The following is a 19,024-nucleotide window of genomic DNA, read 5'->3' on the forward strand; positions in this document are numbered from 1 at the left end:
AGTTCCGCGAAAACTCTGGTGATTTCGTTTGTTGGTATGCAAACCCAAGAAGTAACGATTAAACCTCATGTAAAGGTAATTTTGAAATCCGATTCTGAGCTGCTTGAAGAGGTTGTGGTTACCGGTTACGGTACATTTAAAAAAGCATCATTTACTGGAGCTGCTTCTACTGTAAACACTTCCACCTTGGAAGATGTACCTGTTCTTTCTGTTGCCGACAAACTTTCTGGTAATGTCGCTGGTGTTACTTTTGGCTCAAGTTCAAGTAATCCGGGTTCTGTAAGCAGTATCCGTGTACGTGGTATGGGTTCCATCAATGCCGGAAACAATCCGCTTTATGTTATTGACGGAACACCGGTCACAAGTGGAGACTTATCCGAGTTCACTTATAGTGATGCAGGAACTGATATTTTGTCTTCACTCAATACCAATGACATCGAGTCTATCACAGTTATCAAAGATGCGGCGGCTGCCTCTCTTTACGGCTCGCGTGCTGCTAACGGTGTTGTGGTCATTACGACGAAAAGCGGAAAACAAGGCAAAACAAATGTAAGTTTCCGTTCCGACTGGGGTTTCTCAAACATGGCAATAGATTATCGTCCTATGCTCGACGGTGACTCGCGCCGCGAACTCTTATGGACCGGTCTCAAGAATTACGGGTTATACACCGGAAACATGTCCGATGCAGATGCCGCAACTTTTGCAGACCAGAACATCGAGGACTTTGCTTCAAAACCCTCGACCGGATGGACGGATTGGAAAGACCTGCTTTTCCGTAACGGTTCTCATCAGAACTACCAGCTGAGCGTATCTGGTGGCAATGACCGTACCAAGTTCTACACCTCAGTAGCTTATACCAATCAGGAAGGTATCATTTACAAACAAGGTCTGGAACGTTTCACTGGTAATGCAAACCTCACTCATAAGTTTGGAGACTTTGAGGTTCAAGTTACAAGCCAATTCTCAAAAGTAAGACAAAACAAAACCAATGAAGCGACCTCCTATGATGGGCCTGTGGCCAATTACGCATTCTTCCAGAGCCCCTCATCAACCCCTTATAATGAAGACGGCACATTAAACAATGGTTGCGGCGTATTTGGAGTCAATCCTTTGTATGAAAGAGAACACAGCTCCGACGTTTATACCCTGATGAAGGCATTCAATACAATCAAGTTGACCTATAATATTTGGGACAAGTTGAATTTAAGTGAAAAGATTGCTTATGATTACGCACAAGGTACCAATGATGTTCTTTGGGACAGACACTCAAACAACGGCGCTCCGGGTGGTGTCATGCAGCGTATTGTCAATCGTAATGACCAGCTGAATACACAAACCCAGCTCTCTTACATCAACTCTTTCGGTCTGCACAATATTGATGCCCTGCTTGGTTTTGAAACACAAGATACGGAATATGCTTTCAACTACATGGCAGGCCAAGACTATCCGGGTGATTTGTACGAATTGACAAATGCCGGTTCAACAAGTGCCGAGACCAACAGACAGAGCTATCGCATGACTTCGTTCCTCGGACGTGCCAATTATAACTACGCAGACAGATATTATCTCGGTCTCAGCTATCGTACCGACGGAAGTTCACGTCTGGCAAGAGAAAACCGTTGGGGAAGTTTCTGGTCGGTTTCTGGAGCATGGAGATTCATAGACGAAAGTTTCCTAAATCCCGTCAAGAGTGTATTGACAGATGGAAAGCTCCGTGTGTCATACGGTGTAAACGGAACGCAACCTTCAGACTATTACGCTTATATGAATCTTTATAAATATGGAATCATATACAATGGACAGTCAGGAATGTCAATCGTCGGAATTGCAAACCCGGACCTGAAATGGGAAAAGAACAAAACATGGAATATCGGTCTCGACCTTTCATTCATTGACCGTATCTCTGTAACATTCGACTACTATCAGCGTAAAACCAGCGACCTTATATACGACCTCCCCGTATCACAAGTTGGCGGATATTATGATGGCAATTATGGATATACCACTCCGCAAAACATCGGTTCACTGAAGAACTCCGGTTTTGAGTTGACCATTACATCAACCAATTTCAGAAACAAGGATTTCACGTGGACCACTTCTCTGAACATGGCACACAACAGCAACAAACTGACTAAATTGGATGGCCAGCAGAATGAAATCGTATCAGGACCGCTGATTCACCGTGTAGGCGAACCTTACTATTCATACTATGTTTATGAATACGCCGGAGTCGACGCTGAGACCGGTAAAGAAATGTTCTATCTGAATGACGGAACAGAGAACGCCCGCAAGACTACTACAAATATCTCTGAAGCCAACAAAACTATTGTAGGCAAGCATCAGGCTAGTATAGAAGGCGGTCTTACCAACAACCTCAAATGGAAGTTTATCGACTTGGGCTTCACTTTCACTTATTCATTGGGTGGTGATGCTTTTGACTACTCCACTTGGCAGCACTCCAATGGCGGTTCATATCTATACGGTGGTGCCGTACCGACATACTATGACATCTCAAAGATGTGGACGGGCCCGGGCGACACGAATGCCACATTGCCTAAATTTGAATATGGAAGCGCAGCTTCACTGTCTTCACGCTGGCTGATGCCTACTGATTATCTACGTCTGAAGAACCTCACATTAGGCGTAAGCATTCCGCAAAACTATATCAGCAAGCTTGGGCTCAGCAAAGCCAGAATCTACTTCTCTGGTTCCAACCTGCTTACATGGAAGTCTAAAGACTTATTTGTAGATCCGGAAATGCGTGTAGACGGACTATGCACATTTGAGACTCCGGCATTGAGAACATATACATTCGGAATAGAATTGAATTTCTAACTAATAAAGATACGAAAATGAAAATATTAAAGACATTATACACAGCAACGCTTTGCGCAGCTATGGCAGTCAGCACTTCATCATGCCTCAACAGTTGGCTGGATCAGTCACCCGCAGACGGAATAGATGCTGAAACCGCAATCAAGAACAGCGATGATTTGGCCAATGTGCGGACGGGACTTTATGCTGCCGTTAAAGGTAACAGTAGCCTGATTAATTATTATGGACGCCTCATGTTCGTATACGGTGACATGAGAGGGGAAGATATCCAATATGAATATAACGGTGGAAGTGGAAGAGCAAACTTCTACTATTATATGGAATATACAACTGCCGACAATTTCACCACCTCAACAGCCGTATGGCAGATGCCTTATGTAGTCATAGCACGCGCCAACCGTCTGATTCAGGCAGCAGAAAGTGGCAACCTGACCGACGCGGCAGAGGCAAAAGCCACTATTGACCAATATGATGCAGAAGCAAAAGTTCTGCGCGCCATGGCACTGTTTGACCTTACACGTATCTACGGTAAACCTTATACGGTAGATCAAGGCAGCTCACTCGGTGTGCCCATCGCTACCTCCCCGCTGGAATCGACAGAAAAGCCAAGCCGCAGCACGGTAGCCCAATGTTATGAGGCTATTGAAAAGGATTTGACAGATGCAATCAACTCAAATGCACTGCCCAAAACTAATGAAGTGGGTTATGTCAACCTTTGGGCTGCCAAAGCCTTGCAGGTACGTGTATATATGACAAAAGGCGAATGGAGCAAGGCTTTATCCGTAGCTGAAGACATCATATCAAACTCGTCTTACAAACTTTGGGAACCGTCAGAATATGTTGCTGCATGGAGCAAAAGTGATGCCAATCATTCAAAAGAAATCATGTTCGAGATTTCCATCAACAACAATACTGACTGGACAGACCGTGAAGGTATTGCCTACTTATATGCAGACAAGGCTGGCGCTTCTCCCGGATATGGAGATGTAATTGTCACAAAAGACTTCTCTGACATGCTTACATCCGACCCGGCAGACATCCGTAACGACATATTATTGGCAGCGGCAGCAGGAGGATTTGACAAACGTAAAGTTTACATCAACAAAATGCCTGCTGTAAACGGAGATGTACGTTACTCCAATGTCCCATTGCTGCGTTTGTCAGAGGTTTACTTGTCAGCAGCAGAAGCAGCTTTCCAAGCCGGAGACAAGAACAAGGCTGCCAACTTGCTGAACGATATCATCTCCAACCGCACAACGGATGAAAGCAAACAAGTAACCAGCGGAAACATCACATTAGACCGCATATACATCGAACGCCGCAAGGAACTTGTAGGTGAAGGACAGCGCTACTTCGATGTTATGCGCCGAGGTGAAACCGTTACACGCTACACGGACGTTAATGACAGAGGATGGCACGACGTACTGAGCGAAGAAGCGCGTACATTCAACCGCGACTCCAAGAAAGCGCTCCCGTTGATTCCCGTCGGTGAAATCAATGCCAATCCGAACATAGAACAAAATCCAGGCTATTAATCAATAGTAGCCTAAAGAAACTTGGGAATTCTCCCAATGTGTTTTTATAAATAAAGTGTTTAGAGGAGGTGTGCCAGTGATGGTATGCCTCCTTCTTTCAATATATCCACCAATATAGGTTTCACTCCGCTGACAAAACACTCAACGGCAATAACCATCAGGATAAGTCCCATTAGGCGCATCATCACATTGTTTCCCGTCTCACCCAAAATTTTGACCAACCGCGTGGAAGCACGCAATATGAAAAAGGTAATCAGATAAATAAAGGCAATCATTCCTATAAGAACTCCTTTCATCTGAATGGTGTGGGCATCCTGCATCAGCACAATGGCATTGGCTATGGCACCAGGACCACAAAGCATCGGAATTCCAAGAGGAGTAATGGAAATATCATCGGCATAAGTCTTGATTTCCTCGTCTTTCAGCTTCATTGGGGTATAACGGGCTTGCAGCATATCGAAGCCAATCTTAAAGATAATAACTCCACCGGCAATACGGAAACCATTGGTAGAGATACCGAAGAACTTAAAGAGGAACTGTCCCGCAAACGTAAAAACCATAATCGTAATAAAGGCAACCAAAGTGGCGCGCGATACTACCGACTGCCGTTCACGGTCTGTCATTCCATGCGTCATGGTCAAAAACACCGGCATGGTGCCGAGAGGGTTTGTCAACGTAAAGAAGGAGGTAAAACAAAGTAAAGCGAAAGGTAAGATTGTGTCCATAGCTGTATAATATACGTTTCTGCAGACAAAAGTACAACTAAAAATTTCAATGTCACAAAATCTGCATCAATTCTTTCAGATTACTGATATGATAAGTCGGTTGGAAAGGCAGTTCTTCCTTCCCTGTTACATTATAAAACACTTGGTGCATGCCCACTCCTTTGGCTCCTGCCACATCATTCTCCCAACTATCGCCTATCATCAAAGAATCACGCACTTCGGATTGTGTGGCAGAAAGTGCAAAATGAAAGATTTCGGGCCAGGGCTTCAAGACACCGATGTCATCAGAGAGAACAATCTTCTTAAAAAAGCGGTCGATACCCGCCGAACGCATCTTATGACATTGCAGTTCTTGGAAACCATTGGAAAGGATATAGAGGTTATATTTCCCCGCCAAATATTCCAGCACCTCATAAGCATGCGGCATCAGCCGATTTTTTGTGGGAATGACCGAAAAGAAATCATCAGAAAAAGCCTCAGCCAAAGCAACATCCCTCGCCCCTACTGCCTCCAGAGGATATAGGAAACGCTGGCGGTTCAACTCTTCCTTACTGACCTGCCCTCTACCGTATTCTTCCCACAGCTCTGTATTACGATGCTGATAAAGAGTATAGAAATGCAGGAAAGAGCGAAAGAAACGACCATAGTCATACTTGTGATACATTTCTTCGAATGTATCACGTGCATTAAGGGAAAATGCCCAAAGCGTATCGTCCAGATCAAAAAAGAGGTTTTTATATTGAGATGCCATTACTTAAAGGAAAGGTATATATAAAAATAGACGCAGATTATCAATTCCAATAACCTGCGTCCGTTCTGTATCAATCTTATAACAGTGTTATTTTACTTGGATTACCAAATACTTGGACACACTCCAGAAGTCTTTCGGATTTGTAATCTTCAAAGTCAGCTGTCCTTTATCATCTTTCTCCAACGCATAAGAGCCAGCAGGATGAGTGGTCAAGATATCAGCATCTTTGGAGTATAGTTTAATCTCTTTTGTCGTACGGATATCCACTTGTGTAAAGTAGTCCTTGTTGATATCAGAATCTTTCAGCACCTGGCCTTTTTTGAAAAGCCCGGTATTTGTCAATATCTTCTGGTCTTTCAGCTCCTTCTTTGTGCCAAACACAAACCAAGCTGTGTTAAGTGCCTTATCTTGCTCGGCAACGGTTTTGGCCTTCGCCTCATTTTCGGCAGTCAATTCCTCCTTCTCACTAGACAAGCCGGTCACGGCAGCATCCAGTTCCTGGATACGGATATTCTTGGAAGCCAGCTCAGCCTGCAATTCTTCAATACGCTGGGTCTTTGCCACCAACTCCTGAGTCAAAGATTCTACAGCTCTCTTCAACTGAACAGAGTTGTTTTTGCTGTTCTTCAACATAGATTGCAGTTTGGCAATCTGCTCCTTGTTCTCTTCCATCTGTTTACGGATAAATTCAATGTCCGACGCAATCTGCTGCTTGGCATTCAAAGAGCCTTCTGCCACAGCGCCACGTTGCAAATCCACACGGCTCTCCGCCGCATTAATCTGGCGGAATCCCTCTGAAATATCATTGAAAGTACCCATCATCTCGTCTAATTCAGCATTACGCTGAGTCAGTTCCATCAATAAAGAATCATTTTCAGCTTTCAGCTGGTTCTTACTGCCACCAGAGAAACTGTCACACGAAGCCATTACAGCCGCGCATACAATTAAAACTGCTAACTTTTTCATACGCTTTCGTTTTACGTTTGGTTAATGAAGTTATTTAATCGTCTATTCCTGCTACTACAATCACAATTTCACCGCGCGGTTCGTTCGCCGTGAAATGTTCTATTAATTCTGTAAGCGTTCCACGCACCGTTTCTTCGTGCACCTTTGAAATTTCCCGCGAAACAGATGCCTGACGTCCGGCACCGAAATGTTCGGTAAACTGCGCCAAAGCTTTTACCAATCTGTGGGGAGACTCATAGAACACCATGGTACGACGCTCCCCGGCCAATGCCTTCAGGCGAGTCATCCTTCCTTTCTTCTGTGGAAGAAAACCTTCAAAACAGAACTTCTCATTCGGCAATCCGGAAGCTACTAATGCCGGCACAAAAGCTGTCGCTCCCGGCAGGCATTGCACTTCGATGCCGTTGCGCACACACTCTCTGACCACCAGAAAGCCCGGGTCGGATATACCCGGTGTACCTGCATCCGAAATCAAAGCTACAGTTTCTCCCCCCTTTATTCTATTAACAACACTTTCAACCGTTTTATGTTCATTAAATTTATGGTGAGATTGCATCACATTCTTTATTTCGAAGTGTTTCAGCAATATGCCGGAAGTACGTGTATCCTCAGCCAATATTAAATCCACTTCTTTCAGAATCCGGATAGCACGGAATGTCATATCTTCCAAATTCCCTACCGGGGTAGGCACTACATAAAGTTTTCCCATACTTATCGGTTGTTTAGCTGAAATATTTTTTGAGGAGTTCCATAAAATCGACAGCGGCTTCATTCTCTTCATCCGGCTGCACTTCCGAAACGAAAATATCCATAGCCTTGTCCAAAGAAGGGGCCTCACCCAAACGTCGTACCACTTCATTCATCCGTGCAGCATCGCCTGCGAACAGCTCGCGGACAAAACGGAATGAATCGTTCAGACTGATGGCATGTCTCAAATCCTTGGCAGGCTTGATACGTTCTGCCAAAATAGGAGATGCCGAAGTTACAACAGTCTGGAGCGCTTCAGCCGTATGAACTGTTTCCGGTTCCTCACATACCATCTTCATTGTATCAGGGACGACCGGTACAACCGGAGAAACCGGTCCAGCCAAAGGAGTAGTAGCAGTAGGGATGTCCTTCAGGGGCGGCACAACAGCCGTTGGCGCCTCCTCAAGCAGTTCTTGCAACGCCTCCAAGCGTACCTTCATCTGCTGGATATTCCGTTTTGCCACAATCCTCAATGTCGGATTGGTATCACTTGAAATGGCTTGCATCAAACATTTCAATTCCTGAATATCTAATTCTATGTCATTTAATAAGGTTTGCATATCCTTTACACAGTCCGTGTTAACGCTACAAATGTAGAAATAAATAATGAAAAAATATCGGAAAGCAAACAAAAGTGTTACTTTTGCGCTTAAATATAACACTCGAAAGCATGGTATTATTCTCAGAAGATCATATACAGGAAACCAAACGCAGGGGAAGAATTGAGGTCATTTGCGGTTCTATGTTTTCCGGCAAAACCGAAGAGCTGATAAGGAGACTGAAACGGGCAAAATTTGCCAAACAACGCGTAGAGATATTCAAGCCCGCCATAGACACCCGTTATTCCGAAGCCGATGTAGTATCGCATGACAGTCATTCCATAGCCTCCACTCCCATCGACTCGTCTGCCAGCATTCTGCTCTTCACTTCAGAGATAGATGTAGTGGGCATTGACGAAGCCCAGTTCTTTGATAGCGGCCTGATTGATGTATGCAACCAGCTTGCCAACAATGGTATACGCGTCATTGTTGCCGGACTGGACATGGACTTCCGGGGTATTCCATTCGGTCCTATGCCGGGACTGTGCGCCATTGCAGACGAAGTTTCCAAAGTGCACGCCATCTGTGTGAAATGCGGACAACTCGCCTCTTTCTCCCACCGCACCGTCAAGAACGACAAACAAGTGCTGCTGGGAGAAACCGAAGAATACGAGCCGCTATGCCGGGAGTGCTATCAGCAAGCTATTCAGGCAGACCAAAAAGAAGACTGACTGCAGGACTATCGGCCTCTAACTCCCGATAACTCCCCAAAAACAGAACTTGCAGAATCAAACAAAGAACTAAAAACAGAGCATTATGGAACGTAAAAAGATTACATTCGACAGTTTTATCCGAGGTGTCATACTCGGTGTCATCATTATCGGCATCCTTATGCTCTTCAAGCGTCTGAGCGGCGTATTGCTGCCATTCTTCATCGCATGGCTCATTGCCTATCTGATATACCCCCTGGTCACCTTCTTCCAGTACAGATTAAGGCTCAAGAACCGGGTCATATCCATCTTCTGCGCCTTGTTCAGTATTCTGATTGTAGGAGGAACCGCCTTCTATCTGCTTGTGCCTCCCATGATGGACGAATTCGTCAGGGTAAAAGATTTGGTAATAGACTACTTTTCCAACGGAACCCACGACGGCAATGTGCCCAAAACACTCTCTGAATTCCTTCGTGAGAACATAGACACCCAGTTCGTCACCCAATTGTTCAAGGAAGAGAATATGCTGAACGCCATCAAGGAAACCGTTCCCCGGCTCTGGTCCTTGTTGTCAGAATCCGTCAATCTGCTGTTCAGTTTTTTCACTTTCTTCCTCATTCTTCTCTATATAGTTTTCATATTGCTGGATTACGAAAGCATTGCCGAAGGATGGACCCACCTGGTACCGCAAAAATACCGGCCTTTCGTAGTCAGTGTGATGAACGATGTAAAAGACGGCATGAACAGATACTTCCGCGGACAAGCATTCGTGGCATTGTGTGTAGGTATTCTGTTCAGTATAGGTTTTCTGATTATTGATTTCCCACTGGCCATTGGGCTCGGCTTGTTCATCGGCGCTTTAAACCTAGTGCCTTATTTGCAGATTATCGGCTTTATACCTACCATCGTGCTGGCCATACTGAAAGCAGCGGATACGGGAGGGAACTTCTGGATTATCATTGCATCAGCCCTTGCTGTATTCATAATAGTACAAGTCATTCAAGACGGATTCATCGTACCGCGTGTCATGGGGAAGATTACGGGCCTGAACCCTGCCATCATCCTACTGTCTTTATCAATTTGGGGTTCATTGATGGGTATGCTGGGTATGATTATAGCACTTCCGCTTACTACCCTTATGCTCTCCTACTATCAACGTTTCATCATAAACAGAGAAAAAATTCACAAGTTTGAACAGACTGATAATCAACAAGAAGAGTAAAAACAGAAGTCGTTATCAAAACTTTTTCCCTTAATCCATTTGTTTTTTAAACAAAAGTAGCTATCTTTGCACCCGCTTAACAGCAATAAGGTCTGATTCGCTAGCTCAGCAGGTAGAGCACAACACTTTTAATGTTGGGGTCCTGGGTTCGAGCCCCAGGCGGATCACCAAAGAATTCAGAGAGTTACCCCGAAAGGTAGCTCTCTTTTTTTATGCCTAAATTGCGCTGGTTTACATGGTTCAGTTAAACCGAGAGTTAAACCAAGAATGGAAGCGACTGTTAATGTAACGTGCTACAAATCAAAAGTCTTAAAGAATGGAGAATCACCACTTATGGTGAGAATCTGTAAGAATGGAAAGAAGAAGTACAAGAGCTTAGGAATCTCAGTCAATCCTGCACATTGGGACTTCAAGAAGAATCTGCCCAAGCCAAAGTGTCCCAACTATGAAGCATTGCTCATTCTCATAAACGAGAAGATTAGCGAGTACCAACGAATCATCTTGGATAAGAAAGTCAATAACGCAGAGTTTACCGCCACGACTTTACTCCAAGCCACAGACACCTTACAAACCAAGCACCCCGTATCTGTTGGAGAAGAATTTCAAAACTATATCCAAGCACTCAAAGACGAGCATAGGCTAAGATACGCAGGAATGTTTGAAGTGTCCTATTCTTCTTTTGTAAAGTTCAACAAGCATCTTGACATACCATTCTCTGATATTGATGTTGCTTGGCTAAAGAAATATGAGCAGTGGATGAAGTCAAACCATTATGCCGTCAATACCATAGGTACACGGCTTAGACATTTACGTGCGGTATTCAACCGTGCTATCGAAAACAAGCAGACCACCGCCTATCCTTTCAGTTCCTACAAGTTGTCAAAGGTAAATCAGCAGACAGCCAAGAGAGCCATATCCAAACAGGACATTCAAAAGATCATCAATTATAAAGGCAAGTCTAACATGGAATGTTTGGCGATAGACCTGTTTACGTTCTCCTACTTCACAGCTGGAATCAACTTTATTGATATGGCTATGTTGGAACGAAGCAACATTGTGGACGGTCAACTTACCTATTACAGGAAGAAGACCAAGAAGCAAATCATCATCCCCTTGCAGGATAAGGCTGTTGAAATTATTCACAAGTACAATAACGAGCGTTCGCCTTACTTGTTCCCGATACTTTCACCGTTTCATAAGACGGAAGTACAGATTGCAAACAGGCTGCATAAGGTGTTGGCAAAGGTAAATAAGTACCTCAAAGATATTGGCGATAAACTGAAGTTGCCATTACCCTTGACCACATACGTTGCCCGACACTCGTATGCGACAGTTCTCAAACGTGCAGGAGTTTCAACGGCTATTATCAGTGAATCTTTAGGGCATAGCTCGGAGAAGATTACACAAACTTACCTCGACAGTTTCGACAATGAGCAAGTAGATGAAGCAATGAAAAATTTACTTTAAAATCATTGCAATATGAATGAAAAGTTATATCTTTGTGCCAATTCTACAACAGAGGTAGAAGATACGGGCTAAGACTTAAATAAGCCCTCCTAATGGTTCACGTGACAGTGCAGTTATCAAGTGAGATAATCAAGAAAGGCAACCATATAAGAAGCTTGTCAGCAATTAAATTCTACTGCATAAGTAGCGGCTTCTGCAACTAAGTTCTCGGAGCGATGACTTCCGAAATTTATTATTGGATGAAGATTCATTCACACCTTGCAAGGGTGAATTATATCCAATCGTAAGGGAACTTGGTTGCAGGAGCTTTTTTATTTCCCTTAGTCCAATTGTTAAATTTCTAAATTCATCTAATTATGCCAATGAATTTAAGAATCCGAACAATTGGATTGAGCCGCCAATCGGTACTTGTCACCCCGACAAGTCTTAATCGGCTCACAAGTTTTACAACGTTATATGGGTCTGAACTCCATTCTTCGGGTGGGGTAACAAAATCATCACGCCCATATAATAACCAGTTCTTCCAAGTTTCTTACCCCCTAAATCCAATGTACCATGAATGACGCGGCAAACAGAACATTGGACGTGGAGGTACTGAACATCCACAAGGGAGAGTATCTGTCCGAGGCCTTAAAAAGACAAGGCTACCCCATGCTACCGAGTAATGCCATTATTAATAAGGTAATGACAGGTACAGGTGCTACTTACATGGAATTGAACCCGAAGTTAAGTCCAAGAAATTCTATCGTGATCGAGCCGTATCGTTCTGCGGTGGAGAACAAAGTGCAAGCATTTGACGAAGCACAAGGAGTGTTCAAGGAAGTAACCGTAAAGAAGCTGACCGCCTACCTTAACAACTCCAAAATCAAGTACAAGAAAATTATCACTACTCCCGAAGGATTTCGGGATAAAGTTTTAAAGGCGGCAAAGAATTTGAAGATGAACATCTATAAGGAATTCTTCAACTTGTACGATGAATCCGAACATATAACGGAAGACACGGATTACCGTAGGAGCATATCTTCCCCGATGAAGGAGTTCTTCAAGTTTGAGGGAAAGGCTCTCGTATCCGCCACTCCGTTAAAGCCGAACAAGTACACCTTAACGCTGTTCTTACGTCACCAATTTAGGTGGGTAGAAATTAAGCCCGACTATGACTATCGGGAAGATATGACTTTGATAACGACCCGTAGCTTTTACAGTCGGGTGAAGCAGGAAGTAAAAAGCCTGTTGGATTACGGCTCTCCCCATGTGTGCATCTTCTATAAGACAACAGAGGGTATATGTAACATCGTGGAATCATTGCTGCATGACGGAATAATAAAAGAGGAAGACTACAAGGTATTCTGTTCAAAGGAAAGTGCCGATAAGCTAAAGAGCCGTTTCTTGGAACACAGCACGGACAAGTTGGAGCTTCCTCTAAGAAAAGTGAACTTGTTTACCTTGCGGTTCTTCCCGTCAATAGACATCAATCTGAAAGAACTTTGCGATGTGCTGGTGTTGTCGAACTACGATCATGTGAAGCACACCCTAATCAATCCGTTTACCGAAGCTATTCAGTGTCAAGGAAGATTTAGGCATGTGTTCCCCAACGGAAAGAGGTACAACTCGCTTACGGTTATTGCTTCAATTCCCAACGAGCTTGAAGTTAAATCCGAAGAAGAAATTTACAAGGATATTGACGCAAGGATTAAATCTTACCGAGCCGTTCAAAAGGAGAAACTGAAAGCTGATGATTCCAAATATTATGATAAGGAACTAAAACGGCTACGGTTGAATGAAGTCTTAAATTCCGAGCGGAACGGATTTGACAGGTTCGCCATAGAGCAACTGTTACTTGACGAGCAGGTGAAAGGATATTATCTCTCACCCGATGCACTTAGACAGGCATACGAAGCAACGGGATATTTCAATGTGGACTTCCAGCCCGAAGAAGAAGTGGTCGGTGAAGATGACATTTACAGAATCAAAGCAGCCAAGACCAAAGAGAAATGGCAGTTCATTGTATCCGTCTTAAGCAACATCAAGGAGGATGAAAATGCCGTACAACTTCTCCGAGCCAAGTGCGTGGAGGAAGAATGGCTTATAAATGCGTTCTTCAAATTGGGGCAGGAAGTTATCGAGCAACAACAATACAGCAAGACTGCAATCAAGAAGCTGTTGGAACAGACCGAGCAGGAAGAAGCCCTACAACGAAGATTCAGCACAGAGTTTCTTAATGATATAATCAGAGAATTTGAATCGGAAACAGGTAACGATTTATATATCCCCGTAAAGAATGTGCTTGACAGGATTGGACACCTGTTGGAGTGCCACGGAATAACCTACTCCCGATATGGGGACGGTAAGAAAGGAATGATGTGTACGTTGTCCGAAGCTATCATCAAGGATTATTTCGATCCGAAGCGTAGCAATCGGGACGGTGCTAAAATCAAACTGGAGAAGTTCAAAGATGAATTACTGAACCGACATTAAATGAAGTGCAGGCTGGCGCAGCCAGCCGGAACTTCGTTCCGTCTGACTGCACCCCTATTTTAGTCCCCCTTATACCTGCCGAAGAAAAAAGAATGCTTTAATAATTGCACTATCACCTCACATCGTCAATTAAAAAGACATTCTTTGTTGACAGCGTATATGTTCACAACTCTATTCCCGTAGCCGACCAATTACTCACTAATGCTCCGAACTTCCTTTGATTGAATATTTAGGGAAAGACATAGAACGAGCCTTAGATGCAAGCGAAGAAATTCACTTGTGTTTAGGGTTTGTTCTTGTTAAATCCGCTCAATTAATAACCCTTTAAATTTCAATTATAGATAGATTATGAAAGCTGATTACACAGTTGGAGAAGTGGAACTCACTTACAAATCCACATCGAAAGCTCGGAGTAAAATATATAGCTCGGAGGACGCTTACAAGGTCTTACTCCCCACATATAAGGAGGGTACAATCTGTTACAAGGAATATTTCAAAGTCTTGTTCCTAAACCAATCCAACCAAGTTTTAGGTTACACGCTCATATCAGAGGGTGGAATAACAGACACAACCGTTGATGTCAGAGTAATTCTACAAGCCGCATTGCTCACTAATTCAGTAGCTATCATTCTTGCACATAATCACCCAAGCGGTAATCTGAAACCAAGCAGGCAGGATATGGAGATTACTAAGCAGGTCAAGGATGCTGCAAGGCTTATGAGGATTACAGTTACAGACCACCTCATATTAACAGATGCAGGATATTACAGCTTCGCAGACGAAGGACAGTTATAGCGTATCATCTTGAAAAGGACATTCAATTTTTAAGTTGGGTGTCCTTACTTACATAAGCTGAATGTTCGTTCAGCATTTGTAACCAACTATTAATAATTGTGAATTATGAAGACATATATAGCATATCTAAGGCAATCCACCATGAAGCAGCAAATATCGGGTCTTGGCGTGGAAGCACAACGGGAGATTATACACAATCATGTGAAGCATAAGCCCATACTTGCTGAATATATTGAAACGGAGAGTGGGAAGAAATCTAACAGACCTCAACTTCTTGCAGCTTTGGCAATGTGCAGGAAAACCAACTCTATTCTGATTGTAGCCAAATTGGATAGGTTGTCAAGGAATGTAGCATTTACTTCTAAACTGTTAGAATCAGATGTTGAGATTGTCTTCTGTGACTTTCCACAGGCTAACAGATTAATCTTACATATCATAAGTAGCATAGCTGAATATGAAGCAGGGTTAATCAGTCAGAGAACCAAACAATCACTTCAAGCCAAGAAAGCAAGGGGTGTTCAGCTTGGTAAATCGGAGAATTTGATGAATAAATTTGAACAAGCAGTTCAGAATAGTATCGTTACCAACAAGGCTAAAGCAGATAACAATCCAAATAACATGAGAGCGATAGCACTGTTACGGTCACTATCAATGCAAGGCAAATCATTATCTGAAATGACTTGTCTGTTAAATGAGCAAGGCTTCGTTACATCTAAAGGATGCAAGTTTCAGATTACACAAGTCAAGAGGTTGCTTGTCAGAGCAGGGTTGATGTCGTGAAATCACTTTGAAAGGCAGGACAAATTTAGAACAAGGTCAGTCTTATATACCCCAATCTAAATTTGTCCTACCCTCAAATTCAGTCGGAGAAATTGACTTTAGCTTTATAAATTCATACGGGTAACAATTTCTAAAATTCACTTCTTATAAGGGGATTTATCATTTTGATACCCGCATGGATTTACAGAGTATGGATGCAAATCTTATTAAATATCCCGTTCAGACCATGTTTGAGAGCATGGAAGTTACTATTAATCCACACTTCATGCCTATTAATTTAGAACCTTTCGCTATCTTTGCACCAATTCCAATGAACTGATGCGTCAAGGAGTTGGAAGGACATATTTAACGAAAGGTGTTATTGAAATTATCTTCCATTCTCAAATCTCGCAAATTTGATAACGGTACGAAGATGATAGCAGTAGCGCCACATCATAGATATATACCTACCCAATCTTTGGGCTTAGATATTGTCTTATGGTGTGGGCTATTGTTTTATCCGTACCAAAGGCAATGCGAGAGCCTGAGAATGAGATAAGACAGTATGTTCCCACACCTTTTTATTTTATAACAGCTTATCGTAGGGAACAGGTAGGCATAATATCATTATCATTATGAAATACTTGTTTATCTTTTTACTTATCATTGCATTTACCAGCTGTGGTAATTCTAACAAAACCGTCAATAGCGAGGACACTGAAACCGTCAATGGTTACAGATACGAGAAAGGTAGCGATAAAGCCTTTACAGGTACGGTCAAATTTAAGAACGGTACAACAAGGGAATATAAGGACGGCAAAGTCACATCAAGAACAATCTACCATGAGAATGGACAGCCTGCTTCTACCAAATATAAGGATGAGAATGGACGCTATTACAAGAAAGTAGAATATGACAAGTCGGGCAACAAGATTGATGAAAAAGTTTATGAATAAACCTTATCAGCATATCTAAATGACAACGGACATAGTAGTTTATAATCGTAAATAATAATCAATTTAACAACAATGAAAACTTTAAGATTAATTGGAACGACCTTATTAATGGTCATGTTGGCTGTAAACTTTACAGCATGTAGCGATGATGAAGATGAACAAACAATCATTGAACAAGCCAACCTTATAGGTAAATGGCAGTCCACTTGGGAGAAGATTCACAAAGTGGAGAATGGCAAGGAAGTAGTAACTTCTGATGAAGCCTACACCAATGGCTTATGGGAGTTCAAAGCTGATGGTACTTGCACAGAAGGCTATGCGGACGGTGGATATACAGAAACAAGTCGCTGGTCTTTGAAAGACAATAAGCTGACTATCTCCTACAATGACGGCTATTCGGATGTCCTTACTATCAATGAACTTACAGCTACTAAGCTGGTACTTGCCTTTGAGGATTGGGATAATACGGATGACGGTGGTTTGGAGTTAGACGATATTACTACGACTACCTATAAGAAGATTAATTAATTCCCCAAGCTACTTAAACGGGACAGCATTTGAGGAAACTCTTATGCTGTTTTTTTATGTGGGTACGAATCTTGAAATATTCTTCTTCATATGGGGAACTTCCATATTCATACCCACATAAGTTTTAACTCACAATCAGCATACCTAATGAAGTAATCTAATTGTGATGTTCTATTACCCGTACTAATTCAAATTTAAGAGTGGATATTTCCCCTAAATTGTAACAGGAGATAAGCCATATTAGAGATAGTAAATTTAATGTTAAATCAATGAACCAGTTAAACCGAGAGTTAAACCAAAGGTAAAAGAACTGAGAGTTTGTGTAACTACTGATTAATGGATAAGATTCGCTTGCTCAGCAGGTTGCATTTGAAAGTCGAGCCGCAGGCGAAGGCTTTTAAATGCCTTGAGAGACAACACTTTTAATGTTGGGGTCTTGGGTTCGAGCCCCAAGCGGATCACCAAAGAAGGTCTTCAGCAATGAAGACCTTTTCTTTTCAAAAATATTCACTGCCTCTGATGCTCAGTCAGTTATCCATTCTTTTGAGGCAGTATATAAGGTGGTAACACCATCAAAAAAAAACGAGAAAAAGCGACACACTTGGACGTAAAAAGCCCCCTCGGGACGGTTTTTGTGTTACCGTAGCTGTGTTACCAATCTCACAAATGTGTTACCATTATGAGTAAGTACGTCAGATTATTCTTCAACCGGAAGAAGAAAGCCACAACAACAGTGGCAGGAGCCATTGAAATCGTAGTTTGCCTACAAAGGGAACGCTGTTATTTTCATTCAGGACATAACGTTACCCTCGACCAATGGGAGAATGGAATGGTGGTTAATCATCCGCGTGCCGTTGTTATCAATGAGGAAATCCAAAAGAAAGTGACAGAGTTTGAGCATATTCTTATAGCCATGCAGGTGAATAAGGATGATATGACCATTGCCCAATTCAAAACATACCTAAGTGCAGACGGTGGCAATCGCCGTAATTTTATGGCATGGCTCAGGGAACGTATCAATAATCGTCCGCTTCGCGAAGGTACTCGAAAAGGGCATTTAACCACATACAAAGCACTTGAACGATTCGACAAGTTCAAAACCTTTGATGATGTAACCTTGCAACATATCTATCAGTTCGACCTTTTCATAAGGGAGGAGCAAACCTGTACGATGAAAGGGAAGCCAATCATAAGAAGCCAGGCTGCCATCCACAACTATCACAAACGGTTTAAGTCGTATGTAGCTGAAGCTTTCCGTCTCGGACTTATCAAGGAAAATCCATACGAGCGTTTTCAAGATAAACGTGGGGAGAAAAGCGACCGTCCTCACCTCACCGAAGCACAAGTGAAAAAGCTAATCCGGATGCGGGAAGAAAGCACGGATGCCGTAATGAACAGGTATCTTGACTTCTTTCTCTTCCAGACTTTTACAGGCATGGCATATAGCGATGCCAAATCATTCGATTATGAACAGCACGTTGTCACCATTGATGGCAAAGATTACATTGACGGACATCGTATAAAGACAGGAAATGAGTTTGTAACCCCCATTCTACCAATTACACAGAAAATCTTGGAACGTAACAATTACAAGATGGAAATAACCTCCAATCAGAAATACAACCAATTCCTTAAAGGTATAGGCTTGGCTCTCAATTGTTCTTTCCCATTAACCACACATATTGCCCGCCATACATTCGCCTGTACGGTGGCTCTCGGACAGGGTATATCCAAAGAGGTATTACAATTTATGATGGGGCATACCTCAATAAAGACAACTGAAATTTATGCAAAGTTGCCAATGCAATATGTGTCGCAGAATATTGGGGATAAGATGTTCAGAGCGTGGAAGTAAAAATTCAAAAGGGAGATGATGAAAAACATCTCCTTTTTGTTTGCTATTTATGCAGATGGCAAATTAACGATAATCAATTGTCAAGGAATTTCTTACTACTGCTGAAAATCAATATTATATACAGTCCAAGAAACAAGCCGGGTACATTAACTCCCGGAA

General features: G+C 42.7%; 16 protein-coding genes and 1 tRNA gene. 12 read left to right on the top strand and 5 right to left on the bottom strand.

All coding sequences use genetic code 11. The features are described 5' to 3' along the window. The first annotated feature begins 18 nt into the window (after positions 1–18). On the top strand, positions 19–2,835 hold the full coding sequence (locus DW096_RS18525) for a SusC/RagA family TonB-linked outer membrane protein (protein WP_074668637.1): 2,817 nt from the start codon (positions 19–21) through the stop codon (positions 2,833–2,835). A 17-nt stretch (positions 2,836–2,852) separates the two neighbouring features. Beyond that, positions 2,853–4,370, top strand: a complete 1,518-nt coding sequence (locus DW096_RS18530) for a RagB/SusD family nutrient uptake outer membrane protein (protein ID WP_005828430.1) — start codon at positions 2,853–2,855, stop codon at positions 4,368–4,370. A gap of 59 nt (positions 4,371–4,429) precedes the next feature. Here DW096_RS18530 and DW096_RS18535 read toward each other — a convergent pair whose 3' ends face one another. From DW096_RS18535 to DW096_RS18555, 5 genes are all read right to left on the bottom strand, one after another. Beyond that, the gene (locus tag DW096_RS18535; protein WP_008665785.1) at positions 4,430–5,095 is read right to left on the bottom strand and encodes a MarC family protein; all 666 of its coding nucleotides are present in this window, start codon (positions 5,093–5,095) and stop codon (positions 4,430–4,432) included. A 52-nt stretch (positions 5,096–5,147) separates the two neighbouring features. After that, positions 5,148–5,846, bottom strand: a complete 699-nt coding sequence (locus tag DW096_RS18540) for a YjjG family noncanonical pyrimidine nucleotidase (RefSeq protein WP_118931246.1) — start codon at positions 5,844–5,846, stop codon at positions 5,148–5,150. An 87-nt stretch (positions 5,847–5,933) separates the two neighbouring features. Then, positions 5,934–6,812 (bottom strand): hypothetical protein, encoded by an 879-nt coding sequence (locus DW096_RS18545; RefSeq protein ID WP_005828438.1) that lies wholly within the window; start codon positions 6,810–6,812, stop codon positions 5,934–5,936. A 34-nt stretch (positions 6,813–6,846) separates the two neighbouring features. After that, positions 6,847–7,521, bottom strand: coding sequence for a 16S rRNA (cytidine(1402)-2'-O)-methyltransferase (rsmI, locus tag DW096_RS18550; RefSeq protein WP_005828441.1), 675 nt, complete (start codon positions 7,519–7,521; stop codon positions 6,847–6,849). 13 nt (positions 7,522–7,534) lie between these two features. Further along, complete coding sequence (locus DW096_RS18555; RefSeq protein WP_117966393.1) at positions 7,535–8,119, bottom strand: hypothetical protein; 585 nt, start codon at positions 8,117–8,119, stop codon at positions 7,535–7,537. A gap of 110 nt (positions 8,120–8,229) precedes the next feature. On the opposite strand from DW096_RS18555, the gene DW096_RS18560 reads away from it, so the two are divergent. The 10 genes from DW096_RS18560 (at position 8,230) to DW096_RS18605 (ending at position 18,865) form a co-directional block, all read left to right on the top strand. Further along, entirely contained in the window at positions 8,230–8,829 is a 600-nt protein-coding gene (locus tag DW096_RS18560; RefSeq protein ID WP_057282122.1) for a thymidine kinase, read from the top strand. An 85-nt stretch (positions 8,830–8,914) separates the two neighbouring features. Then, the gene (locus DW096_RS18565; RefSeq protein ID WP_057282121.1) at positions 8,915–10,030 is read left to right on the top strand and encodes an AI-2E family transporter; all 1,116 of its coding nucleotides are present in this window, start codon (positions 8,915–8,917) and stop codon (positions 10,028–10,030) included. 94 nt (positions 10,031–10,124) lie between these two features. After that, positions 10,125–10,200, top strand: a tRNA-Lys gene (locus tag DW096_RS18570). A gap of 97 nt (positions 10,201–10,297) precedes the next feature. Further along, positions 10,298–11,497 carry a site-specific integrase gene (locus DW096_RS18575; protein WP_120028774.1) on the top strand — a complete coding sequence of 400 codons (1,200 nt, stop codon included), beginning with the start codon at positions 10,298–10,300 and terminating at the stop codon, positions 11,495–11,497. Positions 11,498–12,052: 555 nt separating this feature from the next. Continuing rightward, the gene (locus DW096_RS18580) at positions 12,053–13,972 is read left to right on the top strand and encodes a hypothetical protein (protein ID WP_118931245.1); all 1,920 of its coding nucleotides are present in this window, start codon (positions 12,053–12,055) and stop codon (positions 13,970–13,972) included. A 348-nt stretch (positions 13,973–14,320) separates the two neighbouring features. Further along, on the top strand, positions 14,321–14,767 hold the full coding sequence (locus DW096_RS18585; RefSeq protein WP_118931244.1) for a RadC family protein: 447 nt from the start codon (positions 14,321–14,323) through the stop codon (positions 14,765–14,767). A gap of 105 nt (positions 14,768–14,872) precedes the next feature. Then, positions 14,873–15,547 carry a recombinase family protein gene (locus DW096_RS18590; RefSeq protein ID WP_118931243.1) on the top strand — a complete coding sequence of 225 codons (675 nt, stop codon included), beginning with the start codon at positions 14,873–14,875 and terminating at the stop codon, positions 15,545–15,547. 614 nt (positions 15,548–16,161) lie between these two features. Continuing rightward, positions 16,162–16,482, top strand: coding sequence for a hypothetical protein (locus DW096_RS18595; RefSeq protein ID WP_118931242.1), 321 nt, complete (start codon positions 16,162–16,164; stop codon positions 16,480–16,482). A 72-nt stretch (positions 16,483–16,554) separates the two neighbouring features. Beyond that, positions 16,555–17,010 (top strand): lipocalin family protein, encoded by a 456-nt coding sequence (locus DW096_RS18600; protein WP_118931241.1) that lies wholly within the window; start codon positions 16,555–16,557, stop codon positions 17,008–17,010. Between the two features lie 679 nt (positions 17,011–17,689). Further along, positions 17,690–18,865 (top strand): site-specific integrase, encoded by a 1,176-nt coding sequence (locus DW096_RS18605; protein ID WP_118931240.1) that lies wholly within the window; start codon positions 17,690–17,692, stop codon positions 18,863–18,865. The last annotated feature ends 159 nt before the right edge of the window (positions 18,866–19,024 follow it).

The sequence above is a fragment of the Bacteroides sp. AM07-18 genome, from assembly GCF_003602695.1.
GTDB lineage: Bacteria > Bacteroidota > Bacteroidia > Bacteroidales > Bacteroidaceae > Bacteroides > Bacteroides uniformis.